The sequence below is a fragment of the Lamprobacter modestohalophilus genome, from assembly GCF_016583905.1.
GTDB classification, from domain to species: domain Bacteria; phylum Pseudomonadota; class Gammaproteobacteria; order Chromatiales; family Chromatiaceae; genus Lamprobacter; species Lamprobacter modestohalophilus.
In genome coordinates this window covers 1-12,026 of sequence record NZ_NRRY01000024.1, presented here as the reverse complement: position 1 = coordinate 12,026, position 12,026 = coordinate 1, and the positions used below count along the sequence as shown (strand labels likewise).

Here is a 12,026-nt window from a genome sequence, read left to right as displayed (position 1 = left end):
ATCCGTGAGCGACCACCGGCGTCGGTCGCCACTGCGGCTGCAGCCGCGTCGCTCGATCTGGCTGGGATTGCTGCTGGTGGTGATGCATCTGCTTGCAGCCTGGATTCTGCTGCTGATCCCGCTCGAGCTGGGGCCGCGGGTGTTGTTGATGCTGCTGGTCGCGCTCAGCGTTGGCTATGGGCTTTGGGCGCAGGTCTTGGCGCTGGCACCCTGGTCGCTACGGGAGGCGACCTGGTCCGAGCAAGGTTGGCAGCTCCGCTTTCAGAATGGCCACCAGCGGGATGCGGTGCTGCTGCCGAGCACGCTGATCTCAGTGCGCTTGCTGATCCTGCACTTTCGGGTCGGCTGGCTGCGTTATGCGCACCTGGTGCTGACTGAGGAGGTCATCGATGCGGAGCTGATGCGGCAGCTCAGGGCGCGGCTGCGGTTGCAGGGGGCTCGCCACCCCGGACGATGAAGCGTTCGTTTTACGGTAACCGACAGATGAAAGCGCGCAAGAACCTGGCGCGTTAACAAACGCGGATGCCGGGTAATCAGCGTGCATGGCGATATACTGCGGGCAAGCCATCCATCCATCCATCCATCCATCCATCCAAAACTGGTCGGCGAGCGATCGGCGGCATTGCAGCGGGAGGCGCTACTATGAAGGTCTTAGTCACCGGCGGGGCGGGTTATATCGGCAGTCACACCTGCGTTGAGCTACTGGCTGCTGGGCACGAACTGGTCGTGGTCGACAATCTCTGCAACAGCAAGGCTGAGTCGCTGCGGCGGGTGCGCGCGATCAGCGGCCGGCCTCTCGACTTCGTGCAGGCTGACCTGCGCGATGAGGCTGCACTGGAGGCGTTGTTCTCAGCGCATGCGTTTGATGCCGTGATCCATTTTGCTGGCCTCAAGGCCGTCGGTGAATCCAGTGAGATCCCGCTTGAATACTACGACAACAACCTTGGCGGTACCTTCTCGCTGTGCCGTGCGATGCGCAAGGCTGGCGTCAAGCGCCTAGTGTTCAGCTCCTCGGCGACGGTCTATGGTGACCCGGCAACGGTGCCGATCCGCGAGGACTTCCCGCTCTCTGCAACCAACCCGTATGGCCGGACCAAGCTCTTTATCGAGGAGATCCTGCGCGATCTGTACCGCGCCGATCCGAGTTGGGACATTGCGTTATTGCGCTACTTCAACCCAGTCGGGGCGCACGCGAGTGGCACCATCGGTGAAGATCCGAATGGGATTCCGAACAATCTGATGCCATTCGTTGCCCAGGTGGCGGTCGGCAAGCGCGAGGCGCTGCAGGTGTTTGGTGATGACTATCCAACCCCAGACGGGACCGGGGTGCGCGACTATATCCATGTGGTGGATCTGGCACTCGGTCATTTAGCGGCGCTGGAGCGTTTGCGGGATGCACCGGGGCTGCTGACCTGTAATCTCGGCACCGGGCAGGGCTACAGCGTGCTCGAGATGGTGCGCGCGTTTGAGGCCGCAAGCGGCCGGCCGGTGCCCTATCAGATCGTCGGACGGCGGCCCGGCGACATCGCAGCCTGCTATGCTGATCCGGCCCAAGCCCGTGCGATGCTCGGCTGGCAGGCCGAGCGCGGCCTTGAGCAGATGGTCGACGATGCCTGGCGTTGGCAGCGCCAAAATCCAGATGGTTATCCCGACTCGGACTAGCCTTGCGGCTTGCCGCTCAAGCGTCGCTCAGGCTAAGGCGTTGCTCGATGCGCTCGACGCGCCGAGTCAGGTGTGTCAGTGCGTCGCGGTCGCTGGCGGATAGGGCATACAGACCGCCCAGGGTTTGCTCGATGGTCGAGAGTCGCAGATCGATTCGATCCAGCCGCTCGCCGTGATCGGCCAGAGTGCCGCGGATCCCTCGTAGATGCTCGAGCACCAAGTTCTCCATGTTCTCGGTCATGGCCTGGCCTCCGGGTTAAACCGGGTTAAACTGTCTTAGGCAAACGAAAATCCTGCGCAATTCGGTAAGCGCTTTTCCGGCAATCGCCTTATGTTTTGGCATCTCAATCTTGCGCTAATATCCCGTAGTGATGCGCGCCTTCGAGCACGCCGCTGGTGTAGTAGCCGCTCAGCCCTTTGAAGCCGCCCTTCGCGAAATAGGCGCGCAGGCTTGGGTTATCGGCCATGGCCTCGCGCACCTTCTCAACCAGCTGCTCATCGGCGTTACGCACTAGCACGCCCGAGAAGCCGGCGGTGAGGGGAAAGATGTCATTGCCGCTATCGCCGCAGAACACCACATCCTGCTTGGGTACGCCTAGCTCCTCGGCGAGGAACTCGAGTGCAGTCTGTTTGGTGGCTGCCTTCGGCAGAAAGTCGAGGAGACCATCGCCACTTTGTGAATCGAAGCTGTAGATCGCGACCTCATCGAAGCGGTCCTGGGTGCGCTCGATCACCTGCGCCATCACCGCATCCTGGTTTGCGTGATCGACGTAATAGCTTTGCTTGAACGCGCTCAGATGTTCGGCCTCCTGCTCGCGCATGCCGTCGATGTCGGCCACGGCCTCGCGCACGGCAGCGGCGTCCCAGCGTGGACAGACTGTTTGGACGTGCTCGATCCAGGCCTGATCGATCTGCCACTGACCGTCCTCGAAGCGGCGGATCGAGGTACCGACGTCACCGATGAGCACATTCGGATGACGGATACCGAACTCGCGGATTGCATTCTCGGCGAGGCGCAGGTTTCGGCCGGTGACATAGACGACAAAGATCCCTTGGCGTTCGGTCAGATCGTTGAACAGCTCGATCGCGTTAGGATCAGCGGGCCAGCTGCCGTTTGGGAGTAGGGTTCGGTCAAGATCGGTCGCAAGGACTCGCATCGCGGTGTCTCCGTTTCAGTCCAGTTGAGCGCCGCAGCGCTGTCTTCGCCCATTTCGACAGATCGACCGAGGCCCGTCAAATGGCGGGCGCTCGTCCAGCAGGGACGACCGGGTCACCCTGTCATCGTCCTGGAGGTCCGTTGATGCTTGAACGCACTGAGGTGCAATGTCCGTATTGCGGCGAAACGATCGCCACCGAGGTCGATGGCTCGACCAGTCATCGCTATATCGAAGATTGTCCGGTCTGTTGCCGGCCGATCGAGTTCGAGGCCGAGATCGACGCCTGGGGTGACCTGGCGCGGTTGCATGTCTGCCGTGACGATGACTGATCAGTCGTCTATGTCTGAAGCCAATATCGATGTCGACATCAATACGGCTCAGGGCTGCAGTGGCCTGGCTCGTGACGCTGTTGATTGCCGAGCGTGGGTGCTAGTGTCCATAAGGCGTCGTTACCCCAGACGAAGAAATGCTTGTTTTACGGTAACGTTCACAGGGTGTCGCCACCTCGGATGATGAAGCGCTGATGTCACGGCAACCTTAGAAACGCGAGTAACTGTTCGCCATGGGCTTCGATCTTGTCGACCGAATCATGGCCAGCGCCAGCCACCACGAACAGTTTCACCCGCGTTGGATCAGCGGCCGCGGCGATGCGTTTGGCGTCCTCGATCGGTACGGTTCGATCTTGATCGCCATGCACCAGCAACACCGGGCAGGGAACGCGGCGGATGCTGTTGACCGGGGCGATGGTCGCGAACCGATGGCCGATCACCCATTCGACATAGCGCTTGGTCAGCTCCACGATAAAACTAGGCAGATGCAGCCGCGCCAGATAGCGCTCGGTGAGTTGGGCTGGATCGGCGAAGGCGCCGATGCTGATCACTGCGGCGATGCGCGGGTTTCGCGTTGCCTCGAACAGCGCCGCGCCGGCACCGACCGAATGCCCGAGCACTGCGATCCACGCTGAGCGTGACGGGTGCTGTCGTTGTAGCCAGTTGATGGCCGCGCCCAGGTCCTCGGCAAAGCGCGGCAGTGACGAGAAGCTGTCGCCATCGCTAGCCCCATGATTGCGCGCATCGAACAGCAACACATTGAGCCCTGCCTGATGCAACGGCTGCGCGAGCGGCAACATCTGCTCGGCATTGCTGCCCCAGCCATGGAGGACGATGACCGTCCGCGTGGCGTCGGCTGCTGGCAGCAGCCATCCGCTGAGGAATCGGCCGCGCAGGGTGGGGAAGCGAACGCTATCGAACGCGAGGCCGAGATCCGCCGGCGAGCCGATCGCGGGTACGCGCGGTGCCCGAAAGCCGAGATGAACGCCGAGCGGAATTAGGCTCATGACGAGCAACGCGAGAAACGCGAGAAGCGCCAGCGGGGTAGTGGTGATGATTGAGCTGATCATCGACCCACTCTAACCGCGGCCTATTTGCACGCGCAGTGATGATCGTCGCTCGCCGAGTGCGATGAGTCGGGCTAAGGGCCGATGCTGGCCGTGAGGCTCAGGAAGGTTGAGATGAGATGCAAGGTCCGCAACGCGAGCAAAGGCGTTTTCGGTGCGCTGGTGCTGATGTGGGCTTGTGCGGTTGCTCAGTCGTGCTCGCCATCTCGGGGTCGATCGGGGCAGGTATCAGGTTCCTCAGCAGTGCAGACACGATTGCGTCCACTCTCCTTGGCCTGGTAGAGGGCGTGATCGGCGCGGTCCAGCAATGCATCGGCCGACTCGCCCGGCGTATGGGCAGCCACGCCAAAGCTGGCACTGAGCTGATCGATGACTGGCCAGTGATCGTTAACAATGGCTCGTCGCAGCTTTTCAGCAGCCGTTGTTGCCGCTTGCACACTGGTCATCGGGAGTAAGAGGACGAACTCTTCGCCGCCCCAGCGCGCCAGCGCATCGCTGGCGCGTGTCTGCGCTTGCAGCAGCGCAGCGAACTGCCTCAACACCGCGTCACCGGCGAGATGGCCATGCTCATCGTTGACGCGCTTGAAATGGTCGATATCGCAGAGCGCGATGGAGAAGCACTGGCCATAGCGCTCATGAGCGGAGAGGGCCGTCTGGAGGAGCTGATCGAACTTCATCCGATTGTAAGCGCCAGTCAGGGTGTCACGCTCGGACAGCGTCTGGATCTTTTTCTGCAAGCTAATGTCTTGGATCACCAGATGGCGCTCGCCGCCAACCTCATCCTCGATCAACCCCCGGGCTTGGCGCACGCGGACCCATAGTGCTTTTCCATTAGCCCGGCGCAGCGGCCGTTCTGGGAGCGTGCCGTCGGCGGCCTCCGTGAGCGCGTCGAGTAGCCCGAGACCGAGTGCTTGCAACGATTGGCCAGTGATGGCCGCGGCGCTCCAGCCGGTGCTTTCGAGCAGCGCCGAGCTGGCGCGCATGACGCGACCATCGCTGGCATTGACGGCCAGCGTCATCACGTTGCTGTCAAGCAGCTCTAGATAGCGTTCTGACGCCCTTGCCGCCGCGGCGGCGCGGGCCTCGGCCTCGCGCGTTGCGGTGACGTCATCAACGACAATGATCGCCCTGCACGCCTCATCCTGATAGGGCAGGATACGGACACGCTGCTGCATGTAAACGAAATTGGATTCCGTGACCCGGTCGAGTGGGACCGGAAACAGATAGCCGCGGCGCGGGTGCACATAAGACGGCGAGCGCAGCTGCAGGGCTGCCTTGACCCGCCGTCGCAGGGTTGCCGCCGGCAGGTCTGGGAACAGTGACTCTAGCGAGCGGCCAATCGCCTCCTCGGGCGCGAGCTTGGCATGCTCGGCCATCCACCGATTCCAGGCCTGGACGGTCAGCTCAGGGTCGACGATCACAAGCCCAGTCGACAGATGATCGGCGAGCGATGTCATCAACTCGGCAGGTCGTCGAGCATCCGATCGAGGGTCCGTCGAATCCACTCGAAGCATTGTCCGTGGGTCAAGATGAAGATGCGGCCGTGGATTTGCTGCTCGGCGAACTCGATCACGGTCTCGACCTTGATCACATGATCGAAGGCTGCGGGCGCGGCGCTCTGGCTGCTCTCTGGGAGGACGCTGAGCCGATGCAGCTCGGGCTCGCCGAGCGTGACGCGGGCCTCCATCTGCGCGCAGAGCTCATTCAGCATTGCCGCCGTGACGATATTGCCCAGCTCAAGCAGCACATCATCGTCATCGTTGTCGTCCGAGCCCAACTGGGCCTGCAGATAGGCGGTGATGTTGGTGGCTGAGGCCTCGTCGAGGAGGAAGACCACCTCGCCACTGACATCGCCCATGAAGATCTGTCGCGCCAGATAGCAGCTGGTTGCGGATGCGCAGGCCTGCTGCAGTAGCTCGCGGAAGCGCTCGCGGTCGATAACCGCGATCTGCGGTGGGCGCATGGTGGCGAAGGCGCCCATGATGTCGGCAACCCGAGCAGTGGCCTTGCCATAGGCGACGTTGATGAGCTCGCTCAGGCAGTCGATCTGATCCTCGTTCAGCTGCTGCATCAGAGAAACCCTAAGCGTTTCAGGTGGTCATGCAGCTCAGCGGTGAGCTTTGATTTGTCGATAAAGCCGTTGGCCCCGCTGGCCATGACCTTGGCCACGGCGCCAGCCTGGATATCCGCCGAGACGACCAGGATAGGCGTGTCGGGATCTTGCGCTCGAATCGCCACCAGGGCATCAAATCCGTCCATCACGGGCATGGTGAGATCGAGGAAGATCAGATCAGGACTTTGCTCGCGCCAAAGCGTGACAGCCTCTTCGCCGTTGACGCCCTGGTGGATCTCGGCGCTGTTGCGGAGAGACTCCGGCAGCATCCCAATGAGGATACGCCGAGCCATGCGCGAATCATCGACAACCAGCATCTTCATAGCAAACGTTAGGTCAACGCCCCGAGGGTTAGGGTTTGGCACTCAATGCCCGCGCATTGAAGTATAGCAATAGCAAAAGCAAGAGCGATCAGTCGTGCCGCCTCCTCAGACTGAGCTGGCATGCTGCCGGTCAAGTCAATCCGCTTTGCCCGCACCAATCAGCTAGGGCGAGTCTGGAAATGCCACTCCGCCAACGTCGGCGGCATGCCTCAGCGATCGTAAGAGAGCCTTTTCTCCTCGCCTGTACCGTCGCTCGCACTGATGCTGAAGCTGCTATTGCGTAGGTCGGCGTCGAGGGTTGCGAGGCTGTCGCCATTGCGCCAACTGATGCGCAGGTGGTGCTCGTCGGTCGGATGCACCTCAAAGCGGCCCTGAAAGGCGGGGCAGGTATTGCGCAGCTGAATCAGCTTGAGCTGGTCGCGCACGACCAGGCGCTTGAGCCCAGCCTCGACATCCTCGAGCGAGAGGTTGGTGCGATTGATCTCCTTGTGGCCGGCAGCGCCGCCGCGATCGGCGGCTTCGTAGTCGTTCTTGCCAGCGAACAGATCCAGATACCAGACCTGTGGAATGCCCGGCATGAACAGCTGGATGGCGCGCGCCATCAGGAGTTTCTGCTCGTCCTCGCCAAGCGCGCTGAAGAAGGTGGCGTTGATCTGATAGTAGGCGATCTTGCGGCCATCCGGGCCGTAGAGGTTCTTGACTCGTCCGCCGCGCTCGGTGACGCGGGCCATGGTGGCCTCGATCTGCTCTTCGTCGAGCAGACCTTCACGGAAACTGCCGGCCTCGGCCTTGCCACGCAGATCCAGCAGCGGGATGCCGTCGTGGCAGCCGAGCATGTTGATGGTCTGCAGACCCTTGCTGCGGATCTCGTCGATCCAGCGCAGCAGGGCCTGATTGCTGCCGCGCTCGAGCGCGTCGATGACCAGGCCGGGGAAGAAGAAGTCATAGATCGGGAAGCCCTTGCTGGCGACCTCCTCGTGCAGTCCGGTACCGTACTCAGCGTGGATCTCGGGGAAGACGATCAGATCGTTGGCCTCGGCGATGCGCTTGAGTCGTTCGAGGTAATCCCAGGTGCCGGGGCGGTTGAAGAAGTTGGGCTCGCCGGGAACCTTGTGCAGGTAGGCGAAGGCATCGAGGCGAATGATCTTGGCGCCATAGTCACGCAGGCGGCGCAAGGTCTCTTCGTAGAAGCTCCAGACCTTCTCGGAGCGGGCGTTGAGATCCATCTGCCCGAGATACTGGCGCTTGCGCTCGATCACGCCGAGGATCGCATCCTTGTGCTCTGCATAGCCGTCGAGGTCGATCGCCGCCGGATCGGTCTTCGCGGCGATGGCTTGGTTGACCAGCGAGGCGATCGCCGGTGCCTCGTCCTTGGAGATGCCCTCAACCTCGGCGAGGTCTTCGGGCTCGAGTTCTTTGTAGCTGACATCCTGGTAGAACGTGTTCCAGTACAAGCGATCTGAGCCGTCTGGGAAGCGCACCTTGAGGATCGGTAGCCCGGGCTTGCGCATGAACAGTTTCTGCAAGTACTCCTCGGTCGGGATGATGGTGCCATCCGGCCCCTCGGTGCCGTGCTCGTGCCAGAATTCGTTCCAGTCGACGAAGAAGTCTTTGTACGGGGAGTCGTTGCCGTGCTCGATCAGATCCTGAAACTGATGTGACTGGACTGAGAGATGATTCAGCACCAGATCCAGCTTGAACTGGATATTGAGCGCGTTGAGTTCTGCGAGATCCTCAGGGGTAACCAGTTCCTCGTTGAGGCCGTAGTCGATGATCGAGAACCCGCGATCGAGGTCGCTGTTGAAGAAGGTTGGCAGGATGTAGAACAAAGAGAAGCTGTCTTTGAACTCCGGTCGTTTGAGTACGGCGACGATGTCGGCAAGTTTGCCGCCGATGCTGTCTGGATAGGCATTGAGCATCACCCCAGTCGGCAGCGTTTGACGGATGGGCTGTTCTTGAGACATAGATCACTCGTATCGTTGACGGCCGGCTGTGAGGCCTGTCTTTCGCGTCAGAGTCTGCGACCTCGCGACCGTCGACGCTGGGATGCTGCCGTGAAACAGCGAATGAGTTGGCAGGGTAAAGAACCTAAGGGTCAGAATGCAAGAAATCACCTCACAGCCTGACGGCACAGGCATTCGCATCGGCCCGATGACACCAAGTCTGGAGAGCTAGCGATGAAGATGCGTCCGGTGAGTGCCTTCCTATTGTCCCTGGCGGGCGTGGTGCTGCTGCTCGCGTCGGTCGCCGTAGTTCAGAGTCGCTTCGATTCCACCCCCAACATTGCGCTAGACGGCGACTGGGATGTGCATCACCTGGTCCAGTGGGGGCCCTACAAGAGCTGGAGATTCCACTACCGGCTCAGTCTGCGCGAGCAGGACGGGCGGCTGCACGGTGAAGGTGTCACGCTGGCGGTGAATGGTGGCCGCCCTGGAGTGCGGGAGCAGACGACGATGCAGGTTGTCGATGGTGTGCGCGAGCGGGGTCAGATCATCGCCTGGGTGTTCGAGCGCAATGGCGATCGCGCCGGACGCGGTGCGATCAAATGGCGGGTTGCCGATGCCAACCGCCTGGTTGGCACGTTTGCGACGACCTTCTACCGTGGGGCCTCGGTCGCCCAGCGGATTGTCCAGCCGACGCCCTGAGTGCGAGGTTGTGATGACTTGGCGATCCTCGCTTTTGCTCCTGTCACCGCTGCTATCAGGGGCTCGGCGACGATCGTTTTGCAGAAGCACGATCAAGACAACGCTGATGATGAAACCACGCTGCCCGAGCCTTAGAACGGCGGCTCCTCATCGAAGGGCGGCGGCTCATCGCGGAACGGCTCGCCGCCCGGCTCGCCGCTGCTGGACGGGGCCACGCGCCAGGCCTTCACATCGGTGTACCAGCGACCGTTGAACTCGCGGCTTTCGAGGTCGAAGCTGACGGTCAGCTCCTGGCCCTCGCGGATGCCGTACTGATCGATGCGGTCGCCCCAGACCATGAAGCAGACCTGTTTCGGAAAGTCGCCCGGGAGCTCGATCACATACTCCTGCTTCCGCCAAGGGCCGCGAGCCGAGGTGCCGTTCTTCTCCGGCAGTACCTGCGTAATCTTGCCTGTCATTTCCATCTCGCCTAGTGCCTCCTAGGTGGTGTGGTTATCGGTGAGGACGGCATGGTACCAGCGCTGCTGCGGATTGCGCTCCCGAGTCCTGTGAGCAGAGACCTTGGCCTGCAGGCACGCGGTGCCTTTGATTGCGCGCATGCGATCTGGCTCAATGCCTCTGCAGGCGGGCGATCAGCCTTGAGCGACCGCTGACCCCATAGTGCTTGTAGATGCGTTGCACGTGACGGTTGACGGTGTGCGGGCTCAGCCCGAGTCGAGCTGCGATGAGCTTTTCCGGTTCTCCGGCGAGGAGCCCATTGAGTACTTCGCGCAGGCGCTGTGGCAAGGCCGAGCTGTCTTCGATGCTGCCAGGCAGCGCGAGCTTGCGCTCGAGCAGTCCTCCTAGCTCATGGTGGAGCAGTCGCATGAGATGGGTTGCGGAGGCGGAGAAGGGTCCGTCGGCGGCATCGCGGTGCAGCACAATCGTTTGTTCTTGGCGTGGTTCAACGCTCGGCAGCAAGAGCGACGATGTGATGCGGTCCGCAAGTCCGCAAGCCGCCACATACTCATTGCAGTGGCGCGTGCGCTGCCACTCCCGGCGCTCGACCACATCGTAGAGACTGCGAGTCAGCAGCCGTCGACGATCCGTGCGGCGGTAAAACGCCTGATGAAACGGGTCATCGCGGTGCGCTTCGGTTGCCTGATAGTGCGCCCACAAGGCCTGCTCCTGCGCATCCATGAACCCTGAAGCGACAGCCTCGGTCACCTGTTCCTTAGCGCACAGCGGCGCGTCCACATGCAGATAGAGCGCTACCCGAGCGCCGGTCAGGTTCTGTACCCCGGCCAGCAGATGCGATCGCCAAGCGCTCGCGTCGCTACCTTGTTCCAGACATTCACCCAGCAGGCGATAGGCAAGCCGCACCTCGCGTAATCGCGGTTGTGCGCGCCGACTCATCGCTGGTGCCTCTCGAGCCAAGCTGAGGCGTTGGTGTGTTTACGGGAATGCATGAGCTGTCCGCTTTCTCTAAGGTTTATTTACCGCGTGGTGTAGGGCCTGTTATCGCTGCGTCTAAAAAACCGAGCGATATGATCAACAAATCCATATTTATTCTTATAAAATCAGTCTTTTGCCTCGCCACACTTGGCCTTGGCCCAGCAGGTAGACCAGGGGGCGATCAAGGCCCTGATGCAGAAAACGGCCGCTTGTGTCCCGCGTAACTCTCATTTGGAGACATCTGATCATGAGTTATTACACGAAGCGGTTTGCACTGGCAACCGTCGACATCGGTCTGTGTCAGCTTACGTCCGCGCGGGCGGGGTTGATTGACGCCAACTGGGGCGCTCCCGGATGAGGTTGCCCTTCCTAGGCAGCCCGAGACAAACAATTCGTTCAACTCGCCAGACGTCGTTGCGTCGTTGACTTGATTAGTACCCAAAACTCACCGAACCTGGAAGGGTAATAGCTATGAACGAAAAAGAAACGCTGGCCAGAACATTCATCTATCGGATGCGGCTGGAAAAGGTCGCCGCCGCGCTATCGGTCGTAACGCTTGCGTGTGGTGCTCTTCCGGCAGCGGCAAGTCTCGTCACTGTTCAACAGACTCTTGAGGGTTCGTACTCATATATACCGATATGTACATCCTTCGATGAATTTGGTGCCTGCACATCCTACCCAGACGACAGAGACCCCACCATCGATAAGACTATCAGCAAGCTGACCAGCAGCGCTCTGCAACAAAGAACTAAATTAGAGCCAAACGATGTTCTCGGGGCAGATGAAGTCGTTGCGGAATGGACGATTGATGTCGACAACAGCGGGCAGATAAAAACCTACTCAAACCTTAGAGTGGAAGCCGATAACCGAGATTTGGTGAACAGCGATGACGAATACCTGACGGAAATATCGGTGACGGCTACCAACCAGATTTCCTTTACCGATCGCGTCTCGACCACGGATCCGCTCGGTACGCTCTTCCGCTTCGAGACAGTGATAACCGGTACCCTCGGTACCACCACAGACTATCAAGCGACGGGGGAAGAGGCTATCTTTCTTGGAGGTCAGCAAGGCGAAAAAGGCGCTACTTATGACCATGAAGTCAAGCTGTCATCTAACATAGCCGAAACCACAACATACCCTTGGCAGTTTTTTGATCTCAATGGTCCGGTAGTGTTATAGATATGTACCTGCTGCCTACTGAATTATTAGCCCAAACTCGTAGCGATTGATGAATAGGCCGATGACAATGTCATGCATCTTTTCAAGTTTAGAGAAACAGATTGTCTTTCTTGC

General features: G+C 60.5%; 14 protein-coding genes and 1 pseudogene. 5 read left to right on the top strand and 10 right to left on the bottom strand.

What is annotated here, in order from left to right:
- The first annotated feature begins 4 nt into the window (after positions 1-4).
- A complete protein-coding gene (locus tag CKO42_RS14510) occupies positions 5-457 on the top strand; it encodes a hypothetical protein (protein WP_200245331.1) in 453 nt (150 codons plus the stop codon).
- A 185-nt stretch (positions 458-642) separates the two neighbouring features.
- Positions 643-1,662, top strand: a complete 1,020-nt coding sequence (galE, locus tag CKO42_RS14505; RefSeq protein ID WP_200245330.1) for a UDP-glucose 4-epimerase GalE — start codon at positions 643-645, stop codon at positions 1,660-1,662.
- Between the two features lie 16 nt (positions 1,663-1,678).
- Here galE and CKO42_RS14500 read toward each other — a convergent pair whose 3' ends face one another.
- Both CKO42_RS14500 and CKO42_RS14495 read right to left on the bottom strand, forming a co-directional pair.
- Positions 1,679-1,903, bottom strand: coding sequence for a hypothetical protein (locus CKO42_RS14500; RefSeq protein WP_200245328.1), 225 nt, complete (start codon positions 1,901-1,903; stop codon positions 1,679-1,681).
- Between the two features lie 103 nt (positions 1,904-2,006).
- Entirely contained in the window at positions 2,007-2,819 is an 813-nt protein-coding gene (locus CKO42_RS14495; protein ID WP_200245326.1) for an HAD-IIB family hydrolase, read from the bottom strand.
- A 143-nt stretch (positions 2,820-2,962) separates the two neighbouring features.
- On the opposite strand from CKO42_RS14495, the gene CKO42_RS14490 reads away from it, so the two are divergent.
- Positions 2,963-3,148, top strand: coding sequence for a CPXCG motif-containing cysteine-rich protein (locus CKO42_RS14490; protein ID WP_200245325.1), 186 nt, complete (start codon positions 2,963-2,965; stop codon positions 3,146-3,148).
- 197 nt (positions 3,149-3,345) lie between these two features.
- Here the strand turns inward: CKO42_RS14490 and CKO42_RS14485 are convergent, their stop codons facing one another.
- The 5 genes from CKO42_RS14485 to CKO42_RS14465 form a co-directional block, all read right to left on the bottom strand.
- Complete coding sequence (locus CKO42_RS14485) at positions 3,346-4,218, bottom strand: alpha/beta hydrolase (RefSeq protein ID WP_200245324.1); 873 nt, start codon at positions 4,216-4,218, stop codon at positions 3,346-3,348.
- 185 nt (positions 4,219-4,403) lie between these two features.
- On the bottom strand, positions 4,404-5,672 hold the full coding sequence (locus CKO42_RS14480; protein ID WP_200245321.1) for a sensor domain-containing diguanylate cyclase: 1,269 nt from the start codon (positions 5,670-5,672) through the stop codon (positions 4,404-4,406).
- Complete coding sequence (locus tag CKO42_RS14475; protein ID WP_200245313.1) at positions 5,672-6,286, bottom strand: hypothetical protein; 615 nt, start codon at positions 6,284-6,286, stop codon at positions 5,672-5,674. The genes CKO42_RS14480 and CKO42_RS14475 overlap by 1 nt, the downstream gene beginning before the upstream one ends.
- On the bottom strand, positions 6,286-6,651 hold the full coding sequence (locus CKO42_RS14470) for a response regulator (RefSeq protein WP_200245311.1): 366 nt from the start codon (positions 6,649-6,651) through the stop codon (positions 6,286-6,288). The genes CKO42_RS14475 and CKO42_RS14470 overlap by 1 nt, the downstream gene beginning before the upstream one ends.
- Positions 6,652-6,860: 209 nt before the next feature.
- On the bottom strand, positions 6,861-8,615 hold the full coding sequence (locus tag CKO42_RS14465) for an alpha-amylase family glycosyl hydrolase (protein ID WP_200245309.1): 1,755 nt from the start codon (positions 8,613-8,615) through the stop codon (positions 6,861-6,863).
- 213 nt (positions 8,616-8,828) lie between these two features.
- Between CKO42_RS14465 and CKO42_RS14460 the strand changes: the two genes are divergently transcribed.
- Complete coding sequence (locus tag CKO42_RS14460; RefSeq protein WP_200245307.1) at positions 8,829-9,296, top strand: hypothetical protein; 468 nt, start codon at positions 8,829-8,831, stop codon at positions 9,294-9,296.
- A gap of 131 nt (positions 9,297-9,427) precedes the next feature.
- On the opposite strand, the gene CKO42_RS14455 is transcribed toward CKO42_RS14460, so the two are convergent.
- Both CKO42_RS14455 and CKO42_RS14450 read right to left on the bottom strand, forming a co-directional pair.
- Positions 9,428-9,754 carry a DUF3127 domain-containing protein gene (locus tag CKO42_RS14455; protein ID WP_200245305.1) on the bottom strand — a complete coding sequence of 109 codons (327 nt, stop codon included), beginning with the start codon at positions 9,752-9,754 and terminating at the stop codon, positions 9,428-9,430.
- A gap of 151 nt (positions 9,755-9,905) precedes the next feature.
- On the bottom strand, positions 9,906-10,691 hold the full coding sequence (locus tag CKO42_RS14450; protein WP_200245303.1) for a helix-turn-helix transcriptional regulator: 786 nt from the start codon (positions 10,689-10,691) through the stop codon (positions 9,906-9,908).
- Positions 10,692-11,201: 510 nt separating this feature from the next.
- On the opposite strand from CKO42_RS14450, the gene CKO42_RS14445 reads away from it, so the two are divergent.
- A complete protein-coding gene (locus CKO42_RS14445; protein ID WP_200245301.1) occupies positions 11,202-11,912 on the top strand; it encodes a hypothetical protein in 711 nt (236 codons plus the stop codon).
- A 15-nt stretch (positions 11,913-11,927) separates the two neighbouring features.
- On the opposite strand, the pseudogene CKO42_RS28555 reads toward CKO42_RS14445, so the two are convergent.
- Positions 11,928-12,026: pseudogene (locus CKO42_RS28555) on the bottom strand (IS1 family transposase); the annotation flags it as partial.

Excerpts from the sequence above, each read along its gene's own strand:
- CKO42_RS14500 (WP_200245328.1), bottom strand. The coding sequence starts at position 1,903 with ATGACCGAGAACATGGAGAACTTGGTGCTCGAGCATCTACGAGGGATC.
- CKO42_RS14490 (WP_200245325.1), top strand. The coding sequence starts at position 2,963 with ATGCTTGAACGCACTGAGGTGCAATGTCCGTATTGCGGCGAAACGATC.
- CKO42_RS14485 (WP_200245324.1), bottom strand. The coding sequence starts at position 4,218 with ATGATCAGCTCAATCATCACCACTACCCCGCTGGCGCTTCTCGCGTTT.
- CKO42_RS14475 (WP_200245313.1), bottom strand. The coding sequence starts at position 6,286 with ATGCAGCAGCTGAACGAGGATCAGATCGACTGCCTGAGCGAGCTCATC.
- CKO42_RS14465 (WP_200245309.1), bottom strand. The coding sequence starts at position 8,615 with ATGTCTCAAGAACAGCCCATCCGTCAAACGCTGCCGACTGGGGTGATG.
- CKO42_RS14450 (WP_200245303.1), bottom strand. The coding sequence starts at position 10,691 with ATGAGTCGGCGCGCACAACCGCGATTACGCGAGGTGCGGCTTGCCTAT.
- CKO42_RS14480 (WP_200245321.1), bottom strand. The coding sequence starts at position 5,672 with ATGACATCGCTCGCCGATCATCTGTCGACTGGGCTTGTGATCGTCGAC.
- CKO42_RS14470 (WP_200245311.1), bottom strand. The coding sequence starts at position 6,651 with ATGAAGATGCTGGTTGTCGATGATTCGCGCATGGCTCGGCGTATCCTC.
- CKO42_RS14455 (WP_200245305.1), bottom strand. The coding sequence starts at position 9,754 with ATGACAGGCAAGATTACGCAGGTACTGCCGGAGAAGAACGGCACCTCG.
- CKO42_RS14445 (WP_200245301.1), top strand. The coding sequence starts at position 11,202 with ATGAACGAAAAAGAAACGCTGGCCAGAACATTCATCTATCGGATGCGG.
- CKO42_RS14460 (WP_200245307.1), top strand. The coding sequence starts at position 8,829 with ATGAAGATGCGTCCGGTGAGTGCCTTCCTATTGTCCCTGGCGGGCGTG.
- galE (WP_200245330.1), top strand. The coding sequence starts at position 643 with ATGAAGGTCTTAGTCACCGGCGGGGCGGGTTATATCGGCAGTCACACC.
- CKO42_RS14495 (WP_200245326.1), bottom strand. The coding sequence starts at position 2,819 with ATGCGAGTCCTTGCGACCGATCTTGACCGAACCCTACTCCCAAACGGC.